This is a genomic window from Haloarcula ordinaria, from assembly GCF_029338275.1.
Lineage (GTDB): Archaea > Halobacteriota > Halobacteria > Halobacteriales > Haloarculaceae > Haloarcula > Haloarcula ordinaria.
The window spans coordinates 2,302,175-2,326,460 of record NZ_CP119789.1; the positions used below are offsets into that span (position 1 = coordinate 2,302,175).

The following is a 24,286-nucleotide window of genomic DNA, read 5'->3' on the forward strand; positions in this document are numbered from 1 at the left end:
ATTCTCCTGCCGGAAGCGGCGATGGGCCAACACACCCAATCTACTATACCGGACGGGCTGTACTCAAGGGGTATGCGGCTGCGCACAGCGCTCAACGACTACAAGCGCGACCGGTCGGACCCCGCCCGGTACCCCGGAGAACGGCAGACTGTGGAGGGTGCCTTCTCCGGCCACGGCGACCGGCTGGTACACGTCGACCCGAACGGCTCTCTCCGCGACTTCTCGGCCCCGCTATCCGAGCTGTACGGCATCGACCGCTCTCGGCTGGGTATCAGGACAGAGACGGACACCTACTGGTTCGACGACCTCGACACGATACGCCAGCACTACTACCGCGAGACGAACCTCGTCGAGACGGAGTACGACATGGGCGAGTTCACCGTCCACCAGTACGACCTGACGCTGGGTCGGGCCCACGTCACGCACGTGGAGCTCCGCGGGGCGATTCCGTCACAGGCCCACCTCGTCGCGTTCATGACGCTCGCACCGGAGGGCCAGGAGGCACGCGTCGCCCGGCTCATCCACGAGGACGGTGGGCCAAGCGGGAGCAAAGCGGTCGAAGTGTTCCACCACCACGAGCACGACTACGTGACCGCCTCGACGGGGCTCGACGAGGTCCACGGCCAGGTCCCCGAACAGTTCGACGAGATACTCGACGACGAGGCACTCACCTTCCCCCGCGACGTGGCCTCCAGGCGCTACGAGGACACGCACCTGAGCGGCGACATCCTCGTGACCGCGCCGCTGGAACAGACCGGGCGAGCGGCGCGGACGTCGCTCGTCACCCAGCTGTCCGACCACGACGAGATAGACCGCGAGGACGCGCTCGCGGACCTCAGACACTGCGTGTCGGCCCACGAGACGTCCGACGACCTCCGGGCGGCGGCCCGCGACCGGACGTCGGTGAGCGTGCCCGAGGAGTCGCCACGCCCCTCGCTGGTCCGAACCGACCTGCGGGTGCTCGACCTCCTGCTCGCCCCGACCGGCGCGCACATCTCGGCGCCCGACTTCGACCCCTTCTACGTGAACTCCGGCGGCTACGGCTACTGCTGGTTCGGCGAGGACGCCACTATCGCGAGCAACCTGCTGGCCGTCGACGACAGCGTCGGCCTCGACATCACCGACCGACTCCGCCAGAAGGCTGCGTTCTACTGCGCCGGGCAGTTACCCGACGGGACCTGGCCCCACCGCGTCTGGGCGTCGGACGGGGAACTGGCGCCGGGGTGGGCCAACGCCAGAGTGGAACACGACGAGACGTCCGGCGAGTACCAGGCCCACCAGTCGGCGCAGGTGACCACCTTCCTCGCAAGGTACCTCCGGACACGGGGCGACGACGTCTCCGAGACGCTCCGGAGCGAGATACGGGAGACGCTCGAGGACGCCGTCGCGGCCATGGACGATTCGCTGGACCAGAACGGGCTGCCGGAGCTCTGTCAGAACCTCTGGGAGGACGCGATGGGACAGTTCACCCACACCGCGGCCAGATACATCGAAGCCTACGCCGAGGTCAGTCGAGCGCCGGTCGGCGAGGGACTGCAGTCGACTGCGGCGGTCAGGGCCGAACAGCTGTTCGCGTCGTTGGACGAGCTGTGGGACGACTCAGCGGGGTCGTTCGCCCAGCGGCTGGACGGCAACGGGATTCCCGACCGGCGTCTCGACGCCTCCACGTTCGCGCTGGTCGACGCCTTCAGGGCCTACGCCTCACTCGACGACGTCACGCTCTCCGAGGCGGACCTGGACCGGCTGACGAGCCACGTCGGCTCGCTGCTCAACGGGCTGTACCGGAACCCGCCGGGGAACCCCGTCGGCGGCCTCGTCAGGTTCGAGGGCGACCGCTGGCGGACCATGGACCAGCCGGCCGAGAAGATATGGACGCTCACGACGGCGATGGGTGCGGCGGCCGCCGCCGAGCTCGGGGTACTCCTCGAGGGGTACGGCCGAAACGGCGAGGCCTTCTTCAAGCGCGGCAGCGACCTGTACAACCTCCTGCGCGCGGACGGCCCGCTGACGAGCGAGGTCGGTTACCTCGCGGCCCAGGTGTTCGACGACGGCACGCTCGACGGTGCGACCCCGCTGGGGACGGCCCACGTCTTCAGACTCCGAGCGACGACGATTCTGGGCGAACAGAACGCCCTCCCGACGGCGCCGGCCCCGACAGGGCCCGAAGAGCGACTCCGGTGGACCACGGGCGAGAAGTACGGCCTGGGGACCGTCGCGGACCACGGGAGTCCCGACCCCTCGCGGGTGTGGTTCACGCTCACCGAGGGCGCACTGACCGAGGCACGGTTCCCGCGAATCGACCTGATGAACCTCCGGACGCTCGACTTCCTCGTCAGGTGTCGGGACGAGGAGTACGTCGTCAGGACACACAAGGAGAACCGCCGCCGGAGCGGCACGGACACCGTCGACCGGCGCGTCGAACCGACGGCCGACGACGCCCTGCTGTTCAAGCACGTCATCACCGAACAGAGCGACGGCCACGGCCACGAGTGGTCGCTGACCGTCGAGTACGCCGCCGACCCGGAACACGACGCTATCGTCGCCGACGTCCAGTTCGAGGCGCACGACGGGAAGTCCTACGACGTGTTCGCAGTCGCCGACACCGCCCTGAGCACGACCGGTGAGGGGGAGCGCGGCCTGCGCCTCTCCGGGTCGACCGGGCACCACCTCGTCGCGCGCGCCGCAGCGGCGTACACCCAGTCCCCGAGCCCCCCACTGCTGGTCGACGAGAACGACGAGGGATACTCGGTGGCCCTCGCACTCGCAGCGGAACAGCGGTTCGACTGGGCGACCGTCGGCGTCGCCGGCGACGAGCACCTGCAGGCCGTCTTCTCGGAGGACGCGCTCCCCGAAGGCCGGGACACCGTGGAGAGCGACCACGTCGTGCTCGTCGGCCGCCTCGGGAGCGGGACGGAGACAGACACCCGCATCGCGCTGGGATTCGCGGGCAAGGCCGACACCGCGGCGGCGCTCGGCGAAGCGGAGGGCGCACTGGCGACCGGGTACGACCCCATCCGGACCGGCTATCGGGACAGCTGGCAGTCGTTCCTCGCCGACAAGGCGCTCCCGGCATCCGTCAGCGACGACCAGCGACTCGCCGCCCAGTACCGGAGCGCGCTGATGACGCTCCTGGCCGTCGAAGACAAGGGCTACGCCGGGGCGTCGGTCGCGTCGCCCTCGGTTCCCTGGGGAGAGGTCGTCACAGCGTCGAAATCCCAGGGGACGGGGTACAACTTCGTCTGGTCGCGTGACCTCTATCAGGTCTTCACCGTCTTCGACGCCGTCGACGGGCTGGACCGGGCCATCGAGCACCTGGAGTTCATCTACGAGTACCAGCAGCAACCGGACGGGTTCGTTCCCCAGAACACGTACGTCAACGGTGAGACACGCTGGGTGGGCGAGCAGATGGACAACGTCTCGTTCCCCCAGGTGATGGCCTACCACCTCTGGGAGCGCGGCGTGACCTTCGACGACGTGGCCTACGACTTCGAGAACCTGCGGCTGTCGGCCGACTACGTCGCGCAGAACGGCCCCGCGACCTCCCAGGAGCGCTGGGAGGAAGAGGCGGGCTACTCGCCGTCGACCATCGCAGCGGAGATCGCCGGTCTGGTCTGTGCCGGGACAGTGGCGATGGACACCGGACACGAGGCGGACGCGCTCTCGTGGTTCGCCCTGGCCGACCAGTGGACGAACGTCGTCGAGTCCTGGACCGCGACGGAGACGGGGACCGAGAAACACGACCGGACGCCGTACTACGTCCGGGTGACCCGCGACGGCGACCCCGAGTCGGGGACGAAACGGGCGCTCGCGAACGACGGTCCCACCCTCGACGAACGGGACATCATCGACGGGGGATTCCTCGAACTCATCCGCCTCGGCATCAAGCCCTGGGACGACCAGGTCGTCAGGAACTCCATCGCCGAGGTGGACAAGACGATTCGGGTCGACCTCGACGGGAACGCGGCGTTCTACCGGTACAACGGCGACGGCTACGGGGAGCGCGAACGGGGCGACCAGGGCGGGCCGTGGTCGGTCGACCACAACGGCAAGGGACGGCTCTGGCCGCTGTTGACCGGCGAGCGCGGCGAGTACGAACTGCACACCGACGAGCACGCGCCCGGTGACCACCCACAGGAACTGCTCGAGTCGATGGCCTCGTTCGCGAACTCCGGACGGATGCTGGCCGAGCAGGTGTGGGACCGCCAGTACACGACCGACTACGACTGGGAACCGGGCGAAGGGACGGGTGCGGCGACGCCGCTCGCGTGGGCGATGGCCCAGTTCGTCCGCCTGGCCCACGGCATCGACGCCGGAGAGCCGGTCGAGACGCCGGCCGTCGTCCGCGAGCGCTACCTGGAGCGCGAGGTCCACGAGCAGGACCGGAGTCCAGCGCTCCGCGTCGATACGCGGTTCCGCGGCGACGAGATAATCTTCAGCGGGAAGACGACGGGCGAGCTCGTCGCCGTGAAGACGCCGGTGGACTCGGCGCTCGTCGAGCCCGACGGCGGCGAGTTCGAGGTCGGCCTCGAGATGGAGTACGGGGAGAACACCTGTATAGTGGCCGCCGCGTCCCAGCGGGACCTCGAACAGGCCGGGACGACCGTCTCCCGTATCACGCTGTGACCGTCTCCAGGGGGTTCAGAGCAGCAGCGTCGCTTCCGGCATCATGCCGGAGGTGATGGAGACGTACAGCGCGGTGAACAGCGTCGCGTTGTAGATACCGTGGATGAGTGACGGGACGACGATGTTGTCGGTGTACTCGTAGGCGAGGCCGAAGACGATAGCCGGGCCGAGCAACACGCCGAGGACGACGAGGTTCCCGGTGGCCGACCCGCCGCTCAGCGCGAACCAGTGGAGGCCGGCGAAGATGACGCTCGCCAGGACGACGGCGACCTTCCAGCCGAACACCTCACGGAGTCGCCCCTGGACGACGCCGCGGAAGAGCAGCTCCTCGCCGGGTCCGATGACGAGAATCGACGCCGGAATGAGCAACAGGAGCACGTCCGGGTTCTGCATCCCGAGCTCCGCCGCGGCGTTCTGGCCCGTCTGGACGTCCAGCGTCGAGACGACGAGCCCCCCGACCATGGCGGCACCGAGCGCGGCGACGTAGCCGACACCGACGATGACCACCTGGCCGATTGACGGGACCGCCGCGGGGAGCGAGAGCGACGAGACCCCGTCGGTCAGTCCGAGCAGGGACCGAACCTTCGGGGCGAGTCGCGGGCGATACTTCCGATAGGTCAGGGCGACGCCGGCGGAGCCGACACCCTGGACGAACACCAGGCTGAGGACCAGGAACCGGACGGGTGTCACCTCGATTCCGGCCGCAGTGAGGGCGAGCGCGGCGACCAGGGCGAGGACGAACCCCAGAAAGAGACCGCCGCCACCGAGGCCGACGGCGGCGACGAGCGCCACCGCCGACCTGACCGCCGGTCGTTCACGGGAGACTGCTTCCATAACCACCGTAGTGTCGGAGCGACGAAAAAAGTTCGTTCTTCGGCTGTCTGTCCCGATAGCGGCCCGCCGAAGCTATCGGTTCCGCTCGCCGGCCTCGACGGTCGTCTCGAGCCAGTTCTCCTCGGGCGGAATCGGACAGTCGAACGTCTCGCTGTAGGCACAGAACGGGGCGTACGCGAGGTTGAAGTCCACGGTGAACGTGTCGCCGTCCTCGAGTTCGCGGTCGGCTTCCAGCTCCAGGTATCGACCCTCCTCGTACGTCTGTTGCCCGGTCGTCTTGTCCCGGAAGGGGACGAACAGCGACGTCGTGTCGTCGTCGGCCTGCCGATACCCCTGGAGTTCGTGCGCCTCGCCGTCGATGTCGAACGCGAGCGTGGCGACGCGCAGATATCGAACCGTCCGGCCGGCCGTCGTGTCCATCTCGACTGGGTCCGGGTCCTCGTGGACCGTGACCGTCGCCTCGACGCGGTAGTCCGGGTCCGGGTCGTAGTAGTTCAGCCCGTCGAACGAGTCGCGTTCGTCCGGGGGTATCGGCGACTGGGCATGCTCGGCGAGGAACTGGTCTTTCTCGTCGCGGTTCGCGCGGAGCCGCCGCGCCCAGTCGTCTGTCGCGTTGGTCATACTGACGATACTCGGCCCAGCAGTTTGGGTCTGTTGGAGCGCGGTCGGACACCACAGCGACGCCGTCGAAAGGGAAACCCGTTTTTCCACCCGTCACGAATCCCGGCTATGAACGTACGTACCGTGGCCGACCTCACTCCGGACGAGCGGGCGGGGCTCTTCGACCGCGACGCCGGGGTCGAGGCGGTCCGCGACGACGTCCGCGACATCGTCGAGGCGGTCCGCGAGGAGGGCGACGTGGCGCTGCGGCGCTTCGCCGCGGAGTTCGACGACGTCGAAGTCGGAAACGTCGACATCACCGACGCGGCCGAGCGGGCCGCCGAGCAGGTAGACGACGACGTCCTGGCCGCCATCGAGGCCGCCGCCGAGAACATCCGCGAGTTCCACGAACGGCAGGTCCCCGAGGACTGGCGGGCGGACTTCGACGGCCGCGAGCTCGGACGTCGGTTCCGTCCGCTCGAGAGCGCCGGCGTCTACGCGCCCGGCGGCACGGCGGCCTACCCGTCCAGCGCCCTCATGGGCGTCATCCCCGCGAAAGTCGCCGGCGTCGACCACGTCGCCGTCGCGACGCCCCCGGCCGACCCGGTCAACCCCGTCACGCTCGCGGCTATCCACGTCGCCGGTGCCGACGCCGTCTACCAGGTCGGCGGGGCACAGGCCATCGGCGCGCTGGCCTACGGCACCGAGACGGTCACCGCGACGGACATCGTCGTGGGGCCCGGCAACCGCTGGGTCACCGCCGCGAAGGCCGAGGTGCGGGGCGACGTCGCCATCGACTTCCTCGCCGGCCCCTCCGAGATAATGGTCGTCGCCGACGAGACGGCCGACCCCGCGTTCGTCGCCGCCGACATGGTCGCACAGGCTGAGCACGACGAGAACGCCTCCGTGGTGACGGTGACGGACGACGAGGCGCTCGCCGAGGCTGTCGTGGCTGAAATCGAGTCCCAGGCCGAGGACCGAGAACGTGAGGCGGTCATCCGCGCCGCACTCGACAACGACGCGTCGGGCGTGTTCCACGCGCGTTCGATGAGCGAGGGCGTCCTCTTCGCCGAGGAGTACGCAGCCGAACACCTCTCCATCCAGGCCGAGGACGACGAGGCCCTGCTGGAGCGAATCCCGACGGCCGGGTCCGCCTTCCTCGGCCCGTACAGCCCCGTCGCCGCCGGCGACTACGCCGCCGGGACGAACCACGTCCTCCCGACCGGCGGCTCGGCTCGCGTCACCGGCGGCCTCTCCGTGGACACGTTCGTCCGCTCGACGACGGTCCAGCGCCTCTCGAAGGACTCGCTCGGGGACCTCTCGGAGACGATTACGACGCTCGCCGAGGCAGAGGGGCTGGAGGCACACGCCGAGAGCGTCCGGAAGCGCTCCGAGGACTGAGTGCCGAGCGGCGCAGTCGTCGTCAGTGTTAACACGTTCCGGAACGCACTGTTCTGTATGAGCAGCACCGCCGACGACGGCAAGCCGGAACCTGGCGGGACGAACGTGACTGTCAGCGAGGAGGCCGCGGTCGAGGCGCTCGAACTGATGGAGAGCGAGGGAATGGATACCGACGTCTCCGGTCTCCGGCTGTACGTCCAGCAGGGCGGTTGTGCCGGCCTCTCCTACGGGATGCGCTTCGAACACGAACCGGAGGAGAACGACAACGTCTTCGAGCGGAACGGACTCCGCGTGTTCGTCGACGGCGCGAGTATCGACTACATCGAAGGGTCGGTGCTCGACTACGAGGGCGGCCTCCAGGGCGCTGGCTTCCACGTCGAGAACCCGAACGTCGTCAGCGAGTGTGGCTGTGGCGAGTCGTTCCGGACCTGACCGGCGCACACAGTACCCCCAGCACGACGCGCTGACGCTTTTTCCCACACCTTGTGAATCCAGCAGCGGCGGGTCGGGTTCTATGCGTCGAGTCAGACCGGCCACCACCACACCGACCCCAACGTCAGAGAAGACGGAGCTGCCGACTGCTTACTCTTCGAGTTCGAACGCGACGACGACCTCGGCCTGGTACTCCCGACCCTCGACGCTCGCTATCTCGACGCCCAGTTCCTCCACTTCGACCCACTTCAGGTTGTCGAGCGTCCGCTCGGCGCGCTCGATAGCGTCGTCGGCGGCGGCGTCGAAGCTCTCGGGACTGGTACCGATTAGTGTAATCTTCTTGAACACCATAGCGTGTTGTCGCGTCTCCCGGGGAGAGCATAAAACTACGGTCAGGTCGGGGTCCGGGAATCGAGCCAGTCCTCGACGTATCCCACGACGTCGGTGAGATGTGCCGTGCCCCAGATTGAGACGATGATGGCACCGATGGTGTCGAACACTAGGTCAAGCATCGTGTCTTCGAGGCCGTACTGGGTGAGGATGGTCCCGTTCCCCGTGGCCGACGCGAACAGGCCCAGCGAGAACTCGATGACCTCCCAGAAGACGCCGAAAGCCATCACGAACAGCAGGATGAACACGAACATGAACTGACGGGGGAAATAGAGCTGTTCGGAGTGGCGGTCCAGCGCCCTGACGGACGTGTACCCGACGGCGGCGACGACCGACGACGAGAGTGCGTGGGTCAGGTGGTCCCACCACCAGAGGCTACGATAGAAGTTCTCCTCGGCGCCCGGGAGACCCACCACGCCGAGCGCGTGCAGGAAGACGGCCGAGGTAATCCAGAGCGTCAGCGCGGGGTCGAGTGCGATGCCGTAGTCCCGTTCGAGTATCGGGACCAGTTGGGTGGCGAGGACACCGACGCCGGCGTTGACGATGACACCGGTGTTGCCCGTCCAGATGCCGACCATGAAGAAGCCGACGAGAGACATCGAGAGAGCCCGGGATATCTGTTGTTGCCGGTGTCGCCCGATGCCGATGCGGTCGCGAAGTCTCATGTGTCGGGTCGGACCTCCCTCGGAATCCGCTTCGTGCCGATCTGGCGGCGGACGTAGTACGCGAAGACGAGGCCTGCGCCGAGGCCGGCGATGGTCGACGCCACGAACTCCCACATCAGCGCCTCCTCTATCTCGTGCTCTGTCAGCGCCGGGTCGAGGACGAACGTCGTCCCGAGCATGATGTCGGCGCCCCAGCGGACCACAGCCCAACCGCCGGCGGCAGCCATCGTCGCGACGGCGACGAACACGACGGCGAACCGGGGCGTCATCCGGACGGGGGTGAACACGTGGAGTTCCACGGCGATGATAAGCGCGATAGCCGCCACAGAGAGATAACTGGCCAGGTTGCCGGTGACCGGTACCGTCGCGAACAGGCGGCCAACGACGGGCAGGGCCGCAAGCAGTAGAATCTCCCACGGTAACATCGCGTATCGGTTGACGAGCAACACAGGTGGTAAGACGGCGAGGACGGTCACCGTCGTCGCGAACACCGTCCAGAGGAGGTTCCCGCCGACGAGACTCGTCACCGCCACGCCGAACAGGACCACCACGATTATCCACCCACCCAGCGCGTTCAGCCGCTTGTCGCGCAAGAGGTCGGTGACGTCGCGTGCCATACACTCTGCAAGCGACCCGAACCCGAAAATGCTATCGGATACGCACCGAACCAGCGGTTCTGCGATATGGACGTGGCTATGTGGACGCTCGGGTCAGAGCAGACCGTAGGCGAGCGTGTACGCGAGGGCAGCGATGGTGACGGCGGCCAGGCCTGTCACGAGCGTCTTCAACCAGTCGACGCCCCGACTGAACGGCCGAACCGGCGCGCCCACGACGCTGAGCGCCAGGACGCTGAACACGAAGTGCGCCGACTGGTCGAGCGTGGGGGCCGGGAGCACGAACGCGGCGACGGCGTACCCGACACCCAGCGAGGCACGCGGGTAGACGAGTCCCGGGAGCGTGTGGCCCGTCAGGCGAGCGTAGGTCCAGACGGCCAGCCACACCGTCGCCAGTTCGACGGCGAACGCGGCCAGCAGGTGACCGGTCGGGTCGGGGTGTAGGAGGACCCGTTCGGCGACGAGCGTGACGTCCAGCGGGTAGAGGAACGGTGGCGGTGACCCGGTGAACAGGTCGCCGAAGGGGTGTGAGAGCAGTCCGACGAGCGCGACTGCGAGCGCCTGCCGCGGGCTGACGGCGAGCCGTTCGGCCAGCAGCGCCAGTCCGAGGCCGCCGAGTCCATAGACGAGGATCACCAGGCCGCCGACGACGCCGCTGGCCGCCGTCGCGACGACGACCAGCGCGCCGACGACGCCGATAGCGAGCACGCGCCCCGCGTCGCGACCGGTGACCCAGAGCGCGACGGCGACAGCCAGGAGTGCGCCCATCACGAGCGAGTGGGTCGGGCCGCGGTGGATGACGTTCGCCGTCTCCCAGAACACGTCCGGTCCGAGCGTGTTGACCGAGCGCAGGAGGAGGCCGACCGGCGCGTAGACGACGTCGACGTCGGGCACGGTGGCAAAGAGGGCTGCCAGCACGCCGAAGGTTACGGCACGCTCTCGAGAGACGCCCCACCGCTCCGCAGCGAGGGCCATCAGGGAGAACGCCAGCAGCCCGTGTCCGACGAACATTAGAGAAACTTCGCACTCAGAGGTCTTAACTACCCCTGTGCTACGTGGTATCTACTTTCGTCCACTGCTTCTCGATGTCCGCATTGGCACGGACGACGGTGTTTCCCTCGACCCGGAACCGGGTCTTTCTGAGTTCGATGGCCACGACCTCGCCGGTGACGCCGCCGGCGGTCACCACGTCGCCCGGGTTGAAATCGGGGTCCCGCAAGAGGTAGACACCGGCGACGGCGTCGGCTATCATCCCCGACAGTGCGTACGAGACGCCGAGAGCGAGGAACCCCGTGGCCGTTCCCAGCGAGGCGGCGATGGCGGTGAGGCCGACGATCGAGAGAAAGGAGAGCACCACGGCGAACCACAGGAACACGAGGACGATGACCGCGATGAACTGTCTGTACACCGGCGATTCGCCCGGCAGCCCCCGGTCGAGCGCCGTCCGCACGACCGCCATGAGTAGTTTGATGAGCACTGCGGCGAGCGCGAGGAAGACGATGCCGGTGATGAGGTCCGGCAGCGCGTCGGTGACGTTCGCGAGTATCTGCTCGAATGCCCTGTTGAGGATGTCTATCTGCACGCAAGCGAGACGAACGTAACGGGGTTAAAATGTGGGTCTGGCGTCCGAGCGGAACACCTCGTAGGTTCCGTCGTCTTCGATACCGATGACCGCCCAGTCGTACTCGACGTCCATCGTCCGCAACCGGGTATAGAGGCGTGTCACCTCACCGGCCCGTGTGACGAAACACCGGAGTTCGCCCGTTTCCGGTGGTTTCTCGTCCGGTTCGAGGACGGAGATCGTGACTGTGCGCCACTTGTACTCCGCGCGGATTTCTGTGCCAGTGCGCGACACGGTGTAACCGAGTTCGTCGAATATCGACCGAGCCTGCTCGCCTAGGGATGTGGTAACAGCCCCCATCTGACAACAAGTACCAAGGGTGACGATATAAACGTTCCTACTGACACGAACCCACTCGCTACCCGGTCGCGTTCACTCGTGTGCCGCGTCCCACTCGTCTGGTTTCCGGAGGTTGCTACACTCGTTGCACCGGATACGTCCCATCGAGTCCATCGCGTTGTCGAACGTCGAACAGTTGCTGCAGAAGTAGCCCCACCGCCGCGTGCCGTCCTCGTCCGCGTAGACCACGAAGAACGGTCCCTTGGTCCCGATATCCGAGTCGGTGCGGTCGACGTAGAGTGTGAGCCCCTCTGGCCCGTCGTGAGCGTCCATGTTCGACCGGAGGCGGGCTATCGGCTAAGGTGCTGCGACTCCGGCCGATTCGTCGGACGCGCTGTGACGGCCTCGTGAAAGCACAGCAGAAGATGTCTCTGTCGCTAGGAATATAAACACCGGGAGCCAATTTCCACTCGATGCAACAGGTCGTCGTCCCGGTTCGGTATCCCCTCTCCGAGAACTCACGAGCGACGCTCGCGGAAGCAATCAAAGTCGCCGAGAGCGAGGACGCCGACCTGACAGTCCTCCACGTCAATCTCTACCAGAACGGCCAGCGAGTGACACGGAGCGAGCTCAAACAGGCCGTCGAAGCGGCGTTCGGCCACCTGCCGCGGACGCGGTACGTCGTCCGGACGGGACTGCTCGTCGAGGAGACGATTCTCGACGAGGTGGCCGCACAGGAGGCCGACGTCGTCGTCATCGGCAGCAAGCAGGTCAGCCGGTGGCGCAAGATGGTCCTCCGACTCGTCGACGACCCGGACATCGACCGCTTCCTCCGGGAGGAGCTCGACTGCGACATCGTCACGGTCAGCCCGGACGCTCAGCCCTCTCGCTCCTCGTCGAGTTCGTCCAACGTCTGACCGTCGCGCGGGTCCGCCGACTCCTCGGCCATCGAGACCTGCATCTCGCCGCTCGTCTCGTCGAAGTACAGGTGCGAGTGCGGGTACGCGATCTCGACGTCTGCGTCCTCGAGTTCGTCCCAGACGGCCGTCTGAATCCGCGAGCGGACGGTGAGCAGTTTGTACGGTTCCATCGCCCAGTACCGCAGCGTCAGCAACACCCCGTGGTCGGCGAAGTCATCGATGTAGGCCGTCGGCGACGCTGGATACCGGGCGGCACCGATACGGATGTCGGGACCGCCCTCGATGATGCCCTCACAGCTCTGGGCGGCCCGCTCGATGAGCGTGCGGGCCTGCTGGATGTCGCTCTCGTAGGTGACGAGAAAGCCCTGTGAGAGCCTGATTCGTGGGTCTTCGGCGGAGTAGTTGATCACGTCACGCTGGCGTATCTCCCCGTTCGGAATCACCAGGAAGGTGTTGTCCATGGTGAAAATCTTCGTGTGCCTGAGCGTGATGTCCTCGACGAAGCCCCGCTGGTTCCGGTCGGCCAGCTCGATCATGTCGCCGATCTCGTAGGGTTGGTCCGCGAGGAGGAACATCCCGGAGATGATGCTCCCGACGATGGGCGCCAGGATGACACCGATGACGGCGGAGAACACGGTGACCGAGAGCGCGATGTCGCCCAGTTCCAGGCCGTAGATGTTCATCACCGTCAGGAGCGCGAGGATGAACACGCCGACGCGGATGCTGCGCAGCGCCGTCCGGGTGAGGCTCGGTCGACGGAACCGCTGGGCGATACGCCGGCCCAGCAAGCGCACGAGGAGACGGGAGATAAGGAACGCCACCGTCAACACGAACAGCGCCGTGAGCAGTTGCATCACCCAGACTGGAATCTGGACGGGGAGCAGCCCGCCGAGGTCCGTGGTGGTCCCGGCCTGGGTCGGCGTCGGGGTCGTCTGGAACAACCAGACGGAACCGGCTCGCATGACCCATCATCCACGGCCCCCCGAGAAAAGGATTGCCCTCCCGATGGGACGGGGCCGCTACCGCGAGCCAGATGCACGTGTGACGTGCTCTCATCCAGCGAACTGTCAGGAATTATTATACGCCCAAAACCGACAGACGTGGTGGGTCTGTCGTGAACTATCAAACAATTCCCCGACACGTATATCAGTGTACAGCAACACTAGTTATCCAATGACCTCCACCACGCCGTTCACCACGGACGCTATCGAAGAGTTCGCCCCTGGCGATGAGCGACGCAAGACTGTCCTGTTTTGCCCCGACTGTGGCCACGAGAGCGAGCTGGACGGCGATTGGCACACCGAAGGAGAGGACGGCCGCGAGCGATTGCGCTGTCCGGTCTGTCGGACCGTCGTCAGCAGTCAGTGACGCCACTCGGCGGCTGCAGCCGTGAGAGTCGTCATCCGCGCTCGTCTCAGTAGTCGTAGACCTGGTCGTCGGTCACGACGGTATCGAGGAGTTCGGTCGGCGTCGCGTCGTAGGCCGGGTTCGCGAGGTTGAACCCGTCGGCCGGTTCCCGCATCACTTCCGCCGGCGGCCGGAACTCGTTCTGGAAGGCGAACCCGCCTTCGACCAGCTTGGAGCCCGCGCCGGTGACGGTGATCGGGACGTCGCTGTCGACGGCCGCCGTGCAGATCTGATACGTGCCGACGCGGTTGTACAGCGTGTCGTCGACGATGCACGTCATCCCGAGGAGGAGACGGTCGCACTCGGAGACGTAGTAGCCGGCCGCACTGTCGACGGTGAGCGTCACGTCGAGTCCGTCTCGCTGGGCGAGCTGGCGTGCGGCCTTCCGTCCCAGCATCCGGGGTCTGGACTCCGTGACGTAGATCTCGAACTCGGCACCGTTGGAGAGCGCCTCGTCCAGTGCGGCCATGACCGTCGAGGAGAAGTCGTGCAACAGGAGGACGTCGTCGTCGGCGATAAACTCCGCCGTCCGGGCCGCAGCGCGGTCTTTCGCGTGCTCGACTTCGGAGACCACGTCGTCGATGGCAGCGGTCGTCAGGTCCTTCGCCGCCTCGACGTCCGCGGGGTCCGCGTCGCTGACGCGCTGCACGATGTCCTCCTGTGTCGTGTGGAGCGACGCGTGAGAGGGGTTCGCCCGTTGGAGTGCGTGGCTGTTGCGTTCGAGCGTCCTGAGGTAGGCCTCCACGGTCGGGTAGTCCCGGTCGGTCAGCGCGCGAAGCGCCTCTGCGGCCTTCACGGCGACGACAGAAGAGCTGTGGGTCTGCATCTCCTCGATCTGCCGGACCGTCTCGTCTATCATATCAACTGCTGTGACCCGGACGGTCATGTGTCTTCCCCACGAGACCCGAATGACATATACCGCTGGTCACCCTCTCCCCGGAACGAGATGGGTGGGCGACGCCTCCGCACCGATACCCTCGGGATGTCCGAAGCCATCGGTGTGGCCGTCCTCATCGGCCTGACCATAACGGTGACCGCGATGGTCGGGATGAGCGTCCTCGTTTTCGAGGACGTGGACGAAGGCGGTCCTCGTGCCAACTTCACCTACGACCACGTCGAGAATAGCGGCTTGCTCATCGTCACCCACGCCAGGGGTGACGAACTACAGGCCGGAAACATCGAGTTCCAGGGACCCGGTAACAATGCGACCTGGGCGGAGCTGGCCAACCGGAACGAGACGGCGCTCGTCGGTCCGGGCGATATCACGCAGCTCGGTTCCGGGAACGCCTACGGACAGAGCGTCCAGCGGGGGGACCAGGTGGAGATCTACCTGAATCGGAGCGGCAACCGGACGAAGTTGAGTGAGTGGGATGGCTAGTGAGCATCAGCCCTTGATGTTACAGACGGGGAACGTCCGGGCCACCTTGTCACCGATACCCAGCGCGTCGGAGACCCGGACCACCTCGTCGACGTCTTTGTACACGCCGGGGGCCTCCTCTGCGACCGTCGCGCCGGACTGGGCTCTGACGTAGACCTGGTCGTGCTCGCGGAGGTCGTCGCTGACGTCCTCGCCCCAGTACTCCTGTTTCGCTTGCATCCGTGACATCAGTCGACCGGCACCGTGGGCCGTCGACCCGAACGACTCTCGCATCGACTCGGCGCCCCCACGGAGGACGTAACTGCCCGCGCCCATGCTCCCCGGGATTAGTATCGGCTGTCCCACGTCGGCGTAGACCGGCGGGAGCTCCGGTCGGCCGGCCGGGAACGCGCGCGTCGCGCCCTTCCGATGGACGAACAGCTCGCGGTCCTCGCCCGCGACCTCGTGGACCTCTCGCTTCGCGATGTTGTGAGCGACGTCGTACAGCAGATACATCCCCAGGTCCTCCCACGAGCGGTCGAAGACGTCCTCGAACACCGTCCGCGTCCGGTGCATGACGAGCTGGCGGTTCACCCAGGCGTAGTTGATGGCCGCGCACATCGCCTCGTAGTAGTCGTCGGCCAGTTGCGACCCCGCCGGCGCCGCAGCCAGTTCCTTGTCGGGGAGCTGGTTCAGCAAGCCCTGATGGGCCTTCTCTATCTCGCGCAGGTAGTCCGTACAGACCTGGTGTCCCAGGCCGCGGGAGCCACAGTGGATGAGGACGACGATCTGGTCGGTCGACAGGCCGAAGTCGGCGGCGACGTCGGGCCGGAACACGTCTGTGACCCGCTGGACTTCGAGGAAGTGGTTGCCCGACCCGAGGGACCCGATCTGGTCCGTCCCCCGGTTCTTCGCCCGCTCGGATACCTTCGCGGCGTTCGCCTCCGGACGGTATCCCTCGTCCTCGCAGTGCGCCAGGTCGTCCTCGACGGCGTACCCGTGTTCGAGCGCCCAGTCCAGCCCCCGTTCGAGAATCGCGTCGACTTCTTCGATGGTCCCCTCGTGGACGCCGCCACCGCCCAGTCCAGACGGAATCGCGTCGAACAGCGAATCGACGAGCTCCTCTTCGTGTCCCCGGACGTCGTCGTAGGTGAGAGTCGTCTTCAGCATCCTGACGCCGCAGTTGATGTCGTAGCCCACCGCGCCGGGCGAGATACAGCCCTCCTCGGTGTCGATACCGGCGACACCGCCCACTGGGAAGCCGTAGCCCTGGTGGCCGTCCGGCATGCAGAGCGTGTACTTCTGGACCCCCGGCAGATGCGCGGAGTTCTTGAGCTGGGTGAGCGTCAGGTCGTCGCTTATTTCGTCGAGCAGCGCCTCGCTGGCCAGTACGCGGGCCGGGACGCGCATCCCGTCCTGCTGGGGAATCTCCCAGACGTAGTCCCTGACCTTCTCGAGCGTGATGTCGTCGGCCTGGTACGTGGTCATGCTCGACACTCCGTGCCGCAGGGTAAAAGTGTCACCCACCCAACGTTCGCCGTCAGTCGGCCGGGACAGCGGCCTCGTCGTCGGCGACGGCCGGCCGGCCGAACCAGTGGTCCAGCGAGAGCGGCCCCGCACCGAGCGTGAACAGTGCCGAGACCAGCCCGTAGAGCGTGACGTGGACGAGCACCGGGTCGTCCGGCAGGCCGAAGAGCGTGGTCGTAAAGAGGAGGAAGGAGACGGCGGCGGCGCCACGGGTGAACAGTCCGAGGATGAACACGAGTCCGACGGCGACTTCGGTCACCCCAGCGCCGAGTACCCACAGGCCGGGGTCCACCGGGACGACCGCGGTGAGGTCGTACTTCTCGACGACGAGCAGCGCACTCCCGGGGGTCGCGAGCTTCTGGACCAGCCCCAGGTAGACGAACGTCGCGCCCACGCCGACCCGGAGGACGACCGGGACGTACTGGCGGTACGGGGCCGTCACCTCGTCCAGGAACCCTTTCAGATGGTGGACCGGGTCAAACCGGCCGTAGATGGTCCCCTCGGTGCTCGCGACCTCCTGGAGCATCTGGTCCGCGCTGGGGCGACCGCCGCCGAGGATGACTAGCGCGAGGAACGCCGGAACGAACTCCATCGCGATGACGACGGCGGGGTCGACGGTGAGCGCCCACCCGTAAGTCAACAACCCGACCGTGCTGGCGATACGGACCGCGAGGCCGAACAGCAGCAGGAAGCCGAGCCCGATGAACAGCACCCGGACGGTGGAGTTGGCCGTCAGGTCGAAGGCGACTGTCGGCGCGAAGAGGTACCCCTGAAAGCCGGCACCGACGAGCGGGAGGCCGACGCTCAGACGAATCATCCACGGGACGAGGTCGGCGTACCCGGCGAGCGTGTTCCGGAGCACGACGACGTCGGGGATAGTCGGCCGGGCCCAGAGGTACCCCGCGATACCGATGAGGGTAAGCAGGCCGAGTCCGCCGAAGAGCGCCGCGTTGAACGAGTTCGAGAGGACGTCGATGGCGAACGCCAGTGCGTCGACGGCCGGACCGGGGCCGTCGGTGACGTAATCGACGTGCCCGGCGACCGGACGGCTAAATGCGACTACCGCGAAGACGGCTCCCAGCACATAGGCACTCGAAGGGCGCGCCATAGCGGCGATTGGGAGAGGACACACCTAATCCTGTTCATCGGTCGTCATCTCCGCAGCGGCGGAACCGACGCGACGACCGTATTGCGCCGGTAAACGCCACGTTCAGGGCGGTGGAATTATGTTCATGCCAGTTCTACGATGATGCCAGTGAGCGTCAACATCGAAACGAAAATCGTCGAGCGGGGGAGCGACGAGTACGTCGATGCGGCCTGGCGACTCAAGGAGGACATCCGCCAGTCCGACGGCGTCCTCCGACAGCGACACGGGTTCTTCCGGAACGCCTACCGCCGGTCGACGGTGTACCTCTACGTCGACCGGCCGAACGACCGGCTGGTCGGGTTCGCCGCGGTCCGTCGCGACGGCTACATCCTCTTTCTCGCCGTCGACGACGAGTACCGCGGCCACGGGTTCGGAAAGCGCCTCATCGCGCGCGTCGCCGAGGACTACGGGACCGTGACCTGCCACGCCCGGACGACCAACGAGGGGGCGCTGGGCTTCTACAAGCACATCGGGTTCCAGATCCGCCGCCGCATCGACAACTACTACGAGGACGGCGGCGACGCCTACTACCTCCGGCTCGGCGAGGACACGATTCGAGACAAGCTGTCGAAGCTGCTGCGCGGGTAGGAGAACGCTTTTGAGTGGAACCGTCCAACGGAGTAGCCGATGGAAGCGCGGACACTGTCGTATCTCCGTGGCCGCTTTGGCGACCATTACCGGCAGGCCTCGATAACGCCGCCGCCGGCCGCCAACGAACGGGAATGGGGTTTCATCCCGTGGACCGAGGGCCCCGGCGAGACGATGGTGCGCCACCGCTCGCTGCTCGACCTCGGCGAGCTCTCCGAGTTCCTCGGCCGCAAGAAGCCCAGACACGTCTACTTCTCCGCGGGCCGCTACGACGACCCCAGCGCGTCGACGATGGGGGCGAAGGGATGGCGTTCCTCGGACCTCGTCTTCGACCTGGACGCCGACCACCTCCCCGCTGTCGAGCTGGGCGAGGACACGTACGGGGAGATGCTCGCGAAGTGCAAGGACGCGCTGTTGCGCCTGCTCGACTTCCTCGAAGACGACTTCGACTTCGACGACATGACCGTCGTGTTCTCCGGGGGCCGCGGGTACCACGTCCACGTCCGCGACGAGAGCATCCGGCACCTGAACCGCGAGGCGCGCCGCGAAGTCGTCGACTACGTCCGGGGTATCGGCCTGGAGTTCGACGAGCTCGTCAGCGAGCAAGCGGTCTCGGGAACGGCGGGACGGTCCAGTCCGGCCCAGAAGCGGACCCTCGTGACCGAGGGCGGGTGGGGCGCACGCGCCCACCGACACATCATGTCGGAGGTCGACGACCTACTTGGGATGGACGAAGCGGACGCCCTCGACCGCCTCCAGAAGTACGACGGCATCGGCGAAGGGAAGGCGACGGCGGCGCTGAACGCCGCCCGGAACAACTACGACCAGCTGGCGTCCGGGAACATCGACGTCCACCCCGCGTTCTACCAGCTCGCGAAGCTACTCCACCACGAGGTCGTCGCGACGGACAACGCACCCATCGACGAGCCGGTGACGACGGACACCAACCGCCTCATCCGGCTCCCGGGCTCGCTCCACGGCGGGAGCGGGCTGGAGGTCCAACGCATCGGCCGCGACGACATCGCGGCGTTCGACCCGCTGGTCGACCCCGTCCCGGAGACGTTTCGCGGCCACGAGATCTCCGTCGACGTCACCGACCCTGGCCTGGTCGAACTGGGCGGCGATAGTTTTACAGTCGAGGCGGGTATCCACTCAGTACCAGAGCACGTGGGCATCTTCCTGATGGCCCGCGGTCGCGCCGAGAAGGGGAAGGAATGAACCTCGACGAACTCCAGTCCGTTCAATCGCGGGAGCGCCAGACCGACCAGCTCCAGCAGCTGCGCGCGACGTTCTACACGGAGGCCGGCGAGTTCATCGCCCAACTGCGCGAGGAGCGGTCGCGGGCGGCCCAACGGGCCGACGACCCCTTCGACGCGCCCGAGGTGAACCACCTCACCGACGACATCAACACGGCCGAGCAGACGATAGAGGCCATCTACGAGCGTCGCGTCGGCAAAATCGTCAAGATGGCGTCGCTGGCGGCCGCCGACATGCCGATGGAGGAAGACGGGCTCACCAAGGAGGAACGGAGCCTCTTCGAGACGATGGTCCAGGCCATCAAGGACAACCGGAACCACGTCCTGGACGTCATCTCCGGGGAGAATGTGGGCGACGAGGTGGCCAGTGCCCCAATCGAGACGAGCACACCCACAGAGACGACTACCGAACCGAGCTCGGATACCCCGGCCCCAGCGGCCGATGCGGATTCACCGACACCGGACGACAATGGCGTCGGCGCGGCCGACGTGATGGGTGGGAGCGGGATGGAACCCGACGAATCGTCGGGGACAGACCCGGAACCGGTCGGTGATGGGCGGCCGGCCGACGAGGCTGCGGTCGCCACTGACCAGGAAACGAGTCCCCCACCCCAGTCGGGCCGAGACGAGCCAGCCGAACCGGCCGACGACGGGCCGGAGCACTCCGTCGACGACGTCCAGCGTCGGACGGTCCGCATCACCGACGACGTGGGCGAGATATTCGGCGTTGACGAGCGCGAGTACGATCTCGCGACGGACGACATCGTCACACTGCCGAGCGACAACGCCGACCCGCTGGTCGAGCAGGACGCCGCCGAACCGCTCGACTAGTCACCGGCAAAGCGTCTCTGAGCCAGGTCTTTTCGAAAAGTTGTCAGTTCGGTAGGTGAGGACACGGCTCGACCGGCCGAGACCTACGGCGCGGGCCGGTTCCCGAGCCTCAGGTCTACGGTCAGCTCGGTACCGTCACGGAGCAGCGTGACCGCGATGGTGTCGCCCGGACTGGTCTCCAGTGCCAGGTACGTCGCGAGCGCCTGTCGCGTCGGCGTGGGGGTCTCATCAAGGGCGAGTACGACGTCGCCACCAGTCGGCACCTCCGTCCCGGCGACGACGCGCGAGCCGGAGCTCCCGCGGAGGACGCCGGCTGCGGGCCCCCCGTCGACGGTGTCGTCGATGTAGACGCCGGTCGCTCTGTCCAGGCCGTTGGCCTCCGCGACCAGCGGCGTGACGCTGCGCAGCAGGACACCCATGTACGAGTGGTCGTACGAGCCGCGTTGAATCAGGGACGGCACGACGCGCCGGGCCAGCTGGGCAGAGATGGCGAAGCCGACGTTGTCGCCGCCGCCGGAGTTGATGACGCCGATCACGTCCCCGTCGAGGTTCACCAGCGGGCCGCCGCTGTTGCCGGGATTGACCGCCGCGTCCGTCTGGATGGCGTCGGCGATAGAGAAGTTGTTCGCGCTCCGGAGCGTCCGGTCGACGCCGCTGACGATGCCGGCGGAGACCGACCCCGAGAGCCCGAAGGGGTTCCCGATTGCGACGACCTCCGTCCCGATCGCGGGGTCCTGGTCCGCGAAGGAGAGCGGCGTCGCGGCGGCCGAGGGGTCGTCGATGTCGAGCACAGCGAGGTCGCTGTAGACGTCCATCCCGACGATGCTGACCTCGCGCCATCCGGTGTCCGCGAAGCGAGCGTAGTACTCGTCACCGCCGGCCACCACGTGTTCGTTCGTGACGATGTGGCTGTCGTCGACGAGGAAGCCGCTCCCCTGTGACCCGCCGCCCGAGCCGGTGAGCACCCGTATCGAGACGACGGAGCCGGCGACCTGCTGGTAGACGTCGGCGTAGGTCGACCCGCGGGATGCGGCCGTCTCGATGTCGGACGTCTCGGTCGACACCTGTCGGTCGGCCGTCGGGGCCTCGGTCTGTCCGGGCGCCTGGCACCCGGCGACGCCCGCGGCTGCGGCGCCGAGCGCGCCGAGCAACTGGCGACGTGACAGGCTCGTACTGTTCATACGCGAACCAGGGAGCGGAGTCCGATGAATGCCACGGTCGGCCGAAGACTCAATATCGTCGGCCGCCGAACGTGGCCCATGGCGAAGAACAATTCCGGGTCGAAGACGCCGTCGCCGGGGTTCGTCCTCCCGGGACTCAGGGCCGGCGTCGAGATGGCGCTCGTCGGCATCATCGTCGCGCTGGTGGGGCTCCCGGCGCAGGAACCGCTGGTTCTGGGCGTCGTCCTGCTGACGGCCTTGCTTGGCATGACGGTCGTCCTCTTCTGGGCGATGAACAGACACATGCGGAAGTGGATCCGCTACGCGCAGGGCAAACCCACCCGCACGAGTCTGTTCGACTGACCGGAACCTGAAAGCCCACTGTACAGTTAAGTACGAGCCACGTGTACGGTCTGGCGACTATGGATTTAACCTGGTACGGCCACTCGACGTGGGCCGTCACAGTCGACGGGACAGAGCTGCTCATCGACCCCTTCTTCGACAACCCGATGACAGAGACCGACCCGGAGGAACTGGACCCCGACTACGTCCTGCTCACACACGGCCACGCCGACCACATCGCCGACGTGGACCGCTATCGCGGGACGACTGTGGTCGGGACACCCGAAGTCGTCGAGTACTGTGAGGACAACTACGGCGTCAACGACACCATCGGGTTCAACATCGGCGGGACCATCGAACTCGGCGACGCGTACGTCACCATGCACCGGGCCGACCACACCAACGGGATGGACACGTCCTACGGGGCCACGGGCGGCATGCCGGCCGGATACATCATCTCCGACACCAAGCCGACACAGATTAGCGACGCCGATTCGACGACGTTCTACCACGCCGGCGACACCGGGCTGATGACCGAGATGCGGGACGTCATCGGACCGTACCTCGAACCCGACGCTGCCGCCCTGCCGGTCGGCGACCACTTCACCATGGGCCCGATGCAGGCCGCCATCGCCGTCGACTGGCTGGACGTCGACCACGCGTTCCCGATGCACTACGACACGTTCCCGCCTATCGAAATCGAGGTCGAGGATTTCGCCAGAGAAGTGAAAGCGGCCGGAAGTGACACCGACGTGCACGTCCTCGAAGGCGACGAGACGTTCACGCTCTAGTCGGGCCACCCCGGGACCGCTGCCGCCATGTCCGCTGTTTTCCGGTGTTACTCTTCGGCCAGCGACACGTCCGCCGTTTCGGCGAGGTGCTTGATGACGGCGGTCATGTCCTCGCTGCCATGCCCCTGTGCGCGCGCCGCACTGAACGACTCGCGCGCCGCAGCGGTCTGTGAGAGCGGCGCACCGACGTCGCCGGCGCGGTCGAGGGCCAGCGAGAGGTCCTTGAACTGGTAGTCGACCGGGAACCGCGGCTCGTAGTCCCCGTCGGCGATGAGTTCGCCCTTGCCCGCGAACAGCGGACAGTCCAGCGCACCGTTGTCGACGACCGTCTGCATGGTGTCGAGGTCCAGTCCGTTCTTCCGGCCGAAGACGAGCGCTTCCGCGAACGCGCCCATCGCGTCGCCCAGCAGGAGGTTGATGAACAGCTTCATGTTCGTCCCCTGGCCCGTCTCGCCGCAGTTGACGACGGGTTCGCACATCGCTTCGAGCATCGGCCAGACGTCTTCGACAGCGGATTCCTCGCCGCTCGCCAGGCCGACGAGTGTCCCCTCCCGCGCCGGCCCGACGGTGCCGGAGACGGGCGCGTCGACGAAGGTCCCGCCGGCCTCGGAGACCATCTCTGCGGCCGCCATCGTCTCGTCGTAGCCGATGGTGCTCATCTGGACGACCGTTGTCCCCTCGTCGAGTCCCGCCAGCAGACCGTCGTCCTGTTCGAGGACCGCTTCGACGGCGGCGCCGTTGCTGACGATGAGACAGACGACGTCGACCCGTTCCGCGACGTCTCTCGGTGACGCGCCGGTCTCGATACCCGCCGATTCGAAGGGGTCCTCGCGGTCGTCGGAGCGGTTGTACACGAGCAGGTCGAACCCTGCGTCGTCGAGGTTCCACGCCATCGGTGCACCCATCGCACCTAGTCCGATGAAGCCTACGTCTGCCATAGGCAGGCGTTCGCTCTCCACCCTCTAATACGCTGTGAAGCCGATTCGGATGACCCATTCGTCCGAACGCAGGCCAGCAACATTTAGGGGAGCGCGCCCCCAGTACACGAACGCAATGACGGATATCGAAGTCAAAAGCACGTGCACGGAAGGATACACAGTCGAGAGCGTCATCGACGGCGAATGGGAGCTCGTCGTGGACGCACTCAGCGAGGACGGACCGTCGGCGAACCAGGTCCTGGCGGCCGACTACGCGTCCTGTTACATCCCGGCGTTCCGCGTCGCCGCGAGCAAACACGGGTACGACGACATCGGCACGGTAGAGGTCGACGTCGAAGCCGACCTGGACGACGACGACGACCTGGTGGCCATGCGGTGGCACATCCAGGTCGAGGCCGACCTCGGCGACGACGAGCAGGACATCGTCGAACTGGGCGAGGAGATCTGCCACGTCCACTCGGCGCTCCGCGAGGGGCTCCACGCCGAGATTACGATCGACTCCGGCGTCTGAACGGCACCGACTCTAATTTTCGGTCCGGACGGACCGGGAAACGCTCATACGC

27 protein-coding genes are annotated in these 24,286 nt (G+C 66.8%); 12 read left to right on the top strand and 15 right to left on the bottom strand.

All coding sequences use genetic code 11. The features are described 5' to 3' along the window. The first annotated feature begins 72 nt into the window (after window positions 1-72). Window positions 73-4,623, top strand: a complete 4,551-nt coding sequence (locus tag P1L41_RS12165; RefSeq protein ID WP_276295996.1) for a DUF7997 domain-containing protein — start codon at window positions 73-75, stop codon at window positions 4,621-4,623. Between the two features lie 15 nt (window positions 4,624-4,638). On the opposite strand, the gene P1L41_RS12170 is transcribed toward P1L41_RS12165, so the two are convergent. Both P1L41_RS12170 and P1L41_RS12175 read right to left on the bottom strand, forming a co-directional pair. Beyond that, window positions 4,639-5,457, bottom strand: a complete 819-nt coding sequence (locus P1L41_RS12170) for a CPBP family intramembrane glutamic endopeptidase (protein ID WP_276295997.1) — start codon at window positions 5,455-5,457, stop codon at window positions 4,639-4,641. Between the two features lie 72 nt (window positions 5,458-5,529). Then, window positions 5,530-6,078 carry a DUF1684 domain-containing protein gene (locus tag P1L41_RS12175; protein WP_276295998.1) on the bottom strand — a complete coding sequence of 183 codons (549 nt, stop codon included), beginning with the start codon at window positions 6,076-6,078 and terminating at the stop codon, window positions 5,530-5,532. Window positions 6,079-6,186: 108 nt separating this feature from the next. Between P1L41_RS12175 and hisD the strand changes: the two genes are divergently transcribed. After that, on the top strand, window positions 6,187-7,458 hold the full coding sequence (gene hisD / locus P1L41_RS12180; RefSeq protein ID WP_276295999.1) for a histidinol dehydrogenase: 1,272 nt from the start codon (window positions 6,187-6,189) through the stop codon (window positions 7,456-7,458). 57 nt (window positions 7,459-7,515) lie between these two features. Continuing rightward, window positions 7,516-7,890 carry a HesB/IscA family protein gene (locus tag P1L41_RS12185; RefSeq protein WP_276296000.1) on the top strand — a complete coding sequence of 125 codons (375 nt, stop codon included), beginning with the start codon at window positions 7,516-7,518 and terminating at the stop codon, window positions 7,888-7,890. Window positions 7,891-8,040: 150 nt separating this feature from the next. On the opposite strand, the gene P1L41_RS12190 is transcribed toward P1L41_RS12185, so the two are convergent. From P1L41_RS12190 to P1L41_RS12220, 7 genes are all read right to left on the bottom strand, one after another. Then, a complete protein-coding gene (locus tag P1L41_RS12190) occupies window positions 8,041-8,241 on the bottom strand; it encodes a dodecin (protein WP_276296001.1) in 201 nt (66 codons plus the stop codon). A gap of 41 nt (window positions 8,242-8,282) precedes the next feature. Next, window positions 8,283-8,945 (bottom strand): DUF2238 domain-containing protein, encoded by a 663-nt coding sequence (locus tag P1L41_RS12195; protein ID WP_276296002.1) that lies wholly within the window; start codon window positions 8,943-8,945, stop codon window positions 8,283-8,285. After that, window positions 8,942-9,562, bottom strand: a complete 621-nt coding sequence (locus P1L41_RS12200; RefSeq protein WP_276296003.1) for a hypothetical protein — start codon at window positions 9,560-9,562, stop codon at window positions 8,942-8,944. The genes P1L41_RS12195 and P1L41_RS12200 overlap by 4 nt, the downstream gene beginning before the upstream one ends. Before the next feature lie 93 nt (window positions 9,563-9,655). After that, window positions 9,656-10,570: a metal-dependent hydrolase gene (locus P1L41_RS12205; RefSeq protein WP_276296004.1), complete on the bottom strand. Its 915-nt coding sequence runs from the start codon at window positions 10,568-10,570 to the stop codon at window positions 9,656-9,658. 40 nt (window positions 10,571-10,610) lie between these two features. Next, complete coding sequence (locus tag P1L41_RS12210; RefSeq protein WP_276296005.1) at window positions 10,611-11,141, bottom strand: mechanosensitive ion channel domain-containing protein; 531 nt, start codon at window positions 11,139-11,141, stop codon at window positions 10,611-10,613. Window positions 11,142-11,165: 24 nt separating this feature from the next. Then, window positions 11,166-11,480 carry a DUF7116 family protein gene (locus P1L41_RS12215; RefSeq protein WP_276296006.1) on the bottom strand — a complete coding sequence of 105 codons (315 nt, stop codon included), beginning with the start codon at window positions 11,478-11,480 and terminating at the stop codon, window positions 11,166-11,168. Window positions 11,481-11,552: 72 nt separating this feature from the next. Further along, entirely contained in the window at window positions 11,553-11,792 is a 240-nt protein-coding gene (locus P1L41_RS12220; RefSeq protein WP_276296007.1) for a DUF5816 domain-containing protein, read from the bottom strand. A 140-nt stretch (window positions 11,793-11,932) separates the two neighbouring features. Here P1L41_RS12220 and P1L41_RS12225 point away from each other — a divergent pair, with 140 nt between their 5' ends. Then, on the top strand, window positions 11,933-12,376 hold the full coding sequence (locus P1L41_RS12225; RefSeq protein WP_276296008.1) for a universal stress protein: 444 nt from the start codon (window positions 11,933-11,935) through the stop codon (window positions 12,374-12,376). Here P1L41_RS12225 and P1L41_RS12230 read toward each other — a convergent pair. Then, window positions 12,337-13,341 carry a mechanosensitive ion channel family protein gene (locus P1L41_RS12230; RefSeq protein WP_276296009.1) on the bottom strand — a complete coding sequence of 335 codons (1,005 nt, stop codon included), beginning with the start codon at window positions 13,339-13,341 and terminating at the stop codon, window positions 12,337-12,339. The two genes, P1L41_RS12225 and P1L41_RS12230, sit on opposite strands and share 40 nt — an antisense overlap. Before the next feature lie 211 nt (window positions 13,342-13,552). On the opposite strand from P1L41_RS12230, the gene P1L41_RS12235 reads away from it, so the two are divergent. Beyond that, on the top strand, window positions 13,553-13,747 hold the full coding sequence (locus P1L41_RS12235; protein WP_276296010.1) for a DUF8106 domain-containing protein: 195 nt from the start codon (window positions 13,553-13,555) through the stop codon (window positions 13,745-13,747). 46 nt (window positions 13,748-13,793) lie between these two features. Here the strand turns inward: P1L41_RS12235 and P1L41_RS12240 are convergent, their stop codons facing one another. Continuing rightward, a complete protein-coding gene (locus P1L41_RS12240; protein WP_276296011.1) occupies window positions 13,794-14,645 on the bottom strand; it encodes an eIF2B alpha/beta/delta subunit family protein in 852 nt (283 codons plus the stop codon). Window positions 14,646-14,732: 87 nt separating this feature from the next. Between P1L41_RS12240 and P1L41_RS12245 the strand changes: the two genes are divergently transcribed. After that, window positions 14,733-15,164 (top strand): type IV pilin N-terminal domain-containing protein, encoded by a 432-nt coding sequence (locus tag P1L41_RS12245; RefSeq protein WP_276296012.1) that lies wholly within the window; start codon window positions 14,733-14,735, stop codon window positions 15,162-15,164. A gap of 6 nt (window positions 15,165-15,170) precedes the next feature. On the opposite strand, the gene P1L41_RS12250 is transcribed toward P1L41_RS12245, so the two are convergent. Beyond that, window positions 15,171-16,631 carry an RtcB family protein gene (locus P1L41_RS12250; protein WP_276296013.1) on the bottom strand — a complete coding sequence of 487 codons (1,461 nt, stop codon included), beginning with the start codon at window positions 16,629-16,631 and terminating at the stop codon, window positions 15,171-15,173. 52 nt (window positions 16,632-16,683) lie between these two features. Then, entirely contained in the window at window positions 16,684-17,778 is a 1,095-nt protein-coding gene (locus P1L41_RS12255; RefSeq protein WP_276296014.1) for a DoxX family protein, read from the bottom strand. Between the two features lie 147 nt (window positions 17,779-17,925). Between P1L41_RS12255 and P1L41_RS12260 the strand changes: the two genes are divergently transcribed. Genes P1L41_RS12260 through P1L41_RS12270 form a run of 3 tightly spaced genes read left to right on the top strand, consistent with a single transcriptional unit; the run spans window position 17,926 to window position 20,492 of the window. Continuing rightward, on the top strand, window positions 17,926-18,405 hold the full coding sequence (locus P1L41_RS12260; protein ID WP_276296015.1) for a GNAT family N-acetyltransferase: 480 nt from the start codon (window positions 17,926-17,928) through the stop codon (window positions 18,403-18,405). Between the two features lie 39 nt (window positions 18,406-18,444). Beyond that, a complete protein-coding gene (priS, locus tag P1L41_RS12265; protein ID WP_276296016.1) occupies window positions 18,445-19,623 on the top strand; it encodes a DNA primase small subunit PriS in 1,179 nt (392 codons plus the stop codon). Further along, window positions 19,620-20,492, top strand: coding sequence for a hypothetical protein (locus P1L41_RS12270; RefSeq protein WP_276296017.1), 873 nt, complete (start codon window positions 19,620-19,622; stop codon window positions 20,490-20,492). The genes priS and P1L41_RS12270 overlap by 4 nt, the downstream gene beginning before the upstream one ends. A gap of 83 nt (window positions 20,493-20,575) precedes the next feature. On the opposite strand, the gene P1L41_RS12275 is transcribed toward P1L41_RS12270, so the two are convergent. Further along, a complete protein-coding gene (locus P1L41_RS12275) occupies window positions 20,576-21,673 on the bottom strand; it encodes a S1C family serine protease (protein ID WP_276296018.1) in 1,098 nt (365 codons plus the stop codon). Window positions 21,674-21,751: 78 nt separating this feature from the next. Here P1L41_RS12275 and P1L41_RS12280 point away from each other — a divergent pair, with 78 nt between their 5' ends. Next, window positions 21,752-22,015: a hypothetical protein gene (locus P1L41_RS12280; protein WP_276296019.1), complete on the top strand. Its 264-nt coding sequence runs from the start codon at window positions 21,752-21,754 to the stop codon at window positions 22,013-22,015. 59 nt (window positions 22,016-22,074) lie between these two features. After that, window positions 22,075-22,785 carry a metal-dependent hydrolase gene (locus P1L41_RS12285; RefSeq protein WP_276296020.1) on the top strand — a complete coding sequence of 237 codons (711 nt, stop codon included), beginning with the start codon at window positions 22,075-22,077 and terminating at the stop codon, window positions 22,783-22,785. Window positions 22,786-22,832: 47 nt separating this feature from the next. Here the strand turns inward: P1L41_RS12285 and P1L41_RS12290 are convergent, their stop codons facing one another. Continuing rightward, window positions 22,833-23,723 carry an NAD(P)-dependent oxidoreductase gene (locus P1L41_RS12290; RefSeq protein ID WP_276296021.1) on the bottom strand — a complete coding sequence of 297 codons (891 nt, stop codon included), beginning with the start codon at window positions 23,721-23,723 and terminating at the stop codon, window positions 22,833-22,835. A 115-nt stretch (window positions 23,724-23,838) separates the two neighbouring features. On the opposite strand from P1L41_RS12290, the gene P1L41_RS12295 reads away from it, so the two are divergent. After that, on the top strand, window positions 23,839-24,234 hold the full coding sequence (locus tag P1L41_RS12295) for an OsmC family protein (RefSeq protein WP_276296022.1): 396 nt from the start codon (window positions 23,839-23,841) through the stop codon (window positions 24,232-24,234). Window positions 24,235-24,286: the final 52 nt, after the last annotated feature.

Excerpts from the sequence above, each read along its gene's own strand:
- P1L41_RS12275 (WP_276296018.1), bottom strand. The coding sequence starts at position 21,673 with ATGAACAGTACGAGCCTGTCACGTCGCCAGTTGCTCGGCGCGCTCGGC.
- P1L41_RS12245 (WP_276296012.1), top strand. The coding sequence starts at position 14,733 with ATGGGTGGGCGACGCCTCCGCACCGATACCCTCGGGATGTCCGAAGCC.
- P1L41_RS12250 (WP_276296013.1), bottom strand. The coding sequence starts at position 16,631 with ATGACCACGTACCAGGCCGACGACATCACGCTCGAGAAGGTCAGGGAC.
- P1L41_RS12225 (WP_276296008.1), top strand. The coding sequence starts at position 11,933 with ATGCAACAGGTCGTCGTCCCGGTTCGGTATCCCCTCTCCGAGAACTCA.
- P1L41_RS12230 (WP_276296009.1), bottom strand. The coding sequence starts at position 13,341 with ATGCGAGCCGGTTCCGTCTGGTTGTTCCAGACGACCCCGACGCCGACC.
- priS (WP_276296016.1), top strand. The coding sequence starts at position 18,445 with ATGGAAGCGCGGACACTGTCGTATCTCCGTGGCCGCTTTGGCGACCAT.
- P1L41_RS12195 (WP_276296002.1), bottom strand. The coding sequence starts at position 8,945 with ATGAGACTTCGCGACCGCATCGGCATCGGGCGACACCGGCAACAACAG.
- P1L41_RS12185 (WP_276296000.1), top strand. The coding sequence starts at position 7,516 with ATGAGCAGCACCGCCGACGACGGCAAGCCGGAACCTGGCGGGACGAAC.
- P1L41_RS12175 (WP_276295998.1), bottom strand. The coding sequence starts at position 6,078 with ATGACCAACGCGACAGACGACTGGGCGCGGCGGCTCCGCGCGAACCGC.
- P1L41_RS12270 (WP_276296017.1), top strand. The coding sequence starts at position 19,620 with ATGAACCTCGACGAACTCCAGTCCGTTCAATCGCGGGAGCGCCAGACC.
- P1L41_RS12290 (WP_276296021.1), bottom strand. The coding sequence starts at position 23,723 with ATGGCAGACGTAGGCTTCATCGGACTAGGTGCGATGGGTGCACCGATG.
- P1L41_RS12220 (WP_276296007.1), bottom strand. The coding sequence starts at position 11,792 with ATGGACGCTCACGACGGGCCAGAGGGGCTCACACTCTACGTCGACCGC.
- P1L41_RS12190 (WP_276296001.1), bottom strand. The coding sequence starts at position 8,241 with ATGGTGTTCAAGAAGATTACACTAATCGGTACCAGTCCCGAGAGCTTC.
- hisD (WP_276295999.1), top strand. The coding sequence starts at position 6,187 with ATGAACGTACGTACCGTGGCCGACCTCACTCCGGACGAGCGGGCGGGG.
- P1L41_RS12285 (WP_276296020.1), top strand. The coding sequence starts at position 22,075 with ATGGATTTAACCTGGTACGGCCACTCGACGTGGGCCGTCACAGTCGAC.
- P1L41_RS12295 (WP_276296022.1), top strand. The coding sequence starts at position 23,839 with ATGACGGATATCGAAGTCAAAAGCACGTGCACGGAAGGATACACAGTC.
- P1L41_RS12280 (WP_276296019.1), top strand. The coding sequence starts at position 21,752 with ATGGCGAAGAACAATTCCGGGTCGAAGACGCCGTCGCCGGGGTTCGTC.
- P1L41_RS12170 (WP_276295997.1), bottom strand. The coding sequence starts at position 5,457 with ATGGAAGCAGTCTCCCGTGAACGACCGGCGGTCAGGTCGGCGGTGGCG.
- P1L41_RS12215 (WP_276296006.1), bottom strand. The coding sequence starts at position 11,480 with ATGGGGGCTGTTACCACATCCCTAGGCGAGCAGGCTCGGTCGATATTC.
- P1L41_RS12255 (WP_276296014.1), bottom strand. The coding sequence starts at position 17,778 with ATGGCGCGCCCTTCGAGTGCCTATGTGCTGGGAGCCGTCTTCGCGGTA.
- P1L41_RS12235 (WP_276296010.1), top strand. The coding sequence starts at position 13,553 with ATGACCTCCACCACGCCGTTCACCACGGACGCTATCGAAGAGTTCGCC.
- P1L41_RS12240 (WP_276296011.1), bottom strand. The coding sequence starts at position 14,645 with ATGATAGACGAGACGGTCCGGCAGATCGAGGAGATGCAGACCCACAGC.
- P1L41_RS12200 (WP_276296003.1), bottom strand. The coding sequence starts at position 9,562 with ATGGCACGCGACGTCACCGACCTCTTGCGCGACAAGCGGCTGAACGCG.
- P1L41_RS12165 (WP_276295996.1), top strand. The coding sequence starts at position 73 with ATGCGGCTGCGCACAGCGCTCAACGACTACAAGCGCGACCGGTCGGAC.
- P1L41_RS12205 (WP_276296004.1), bottom strand. The coding sequence starts at position 10,570 with ATGTTCGTCGGACACGGGCTGCTGGCGTTCTCCCTGATGGCCCTCGCT.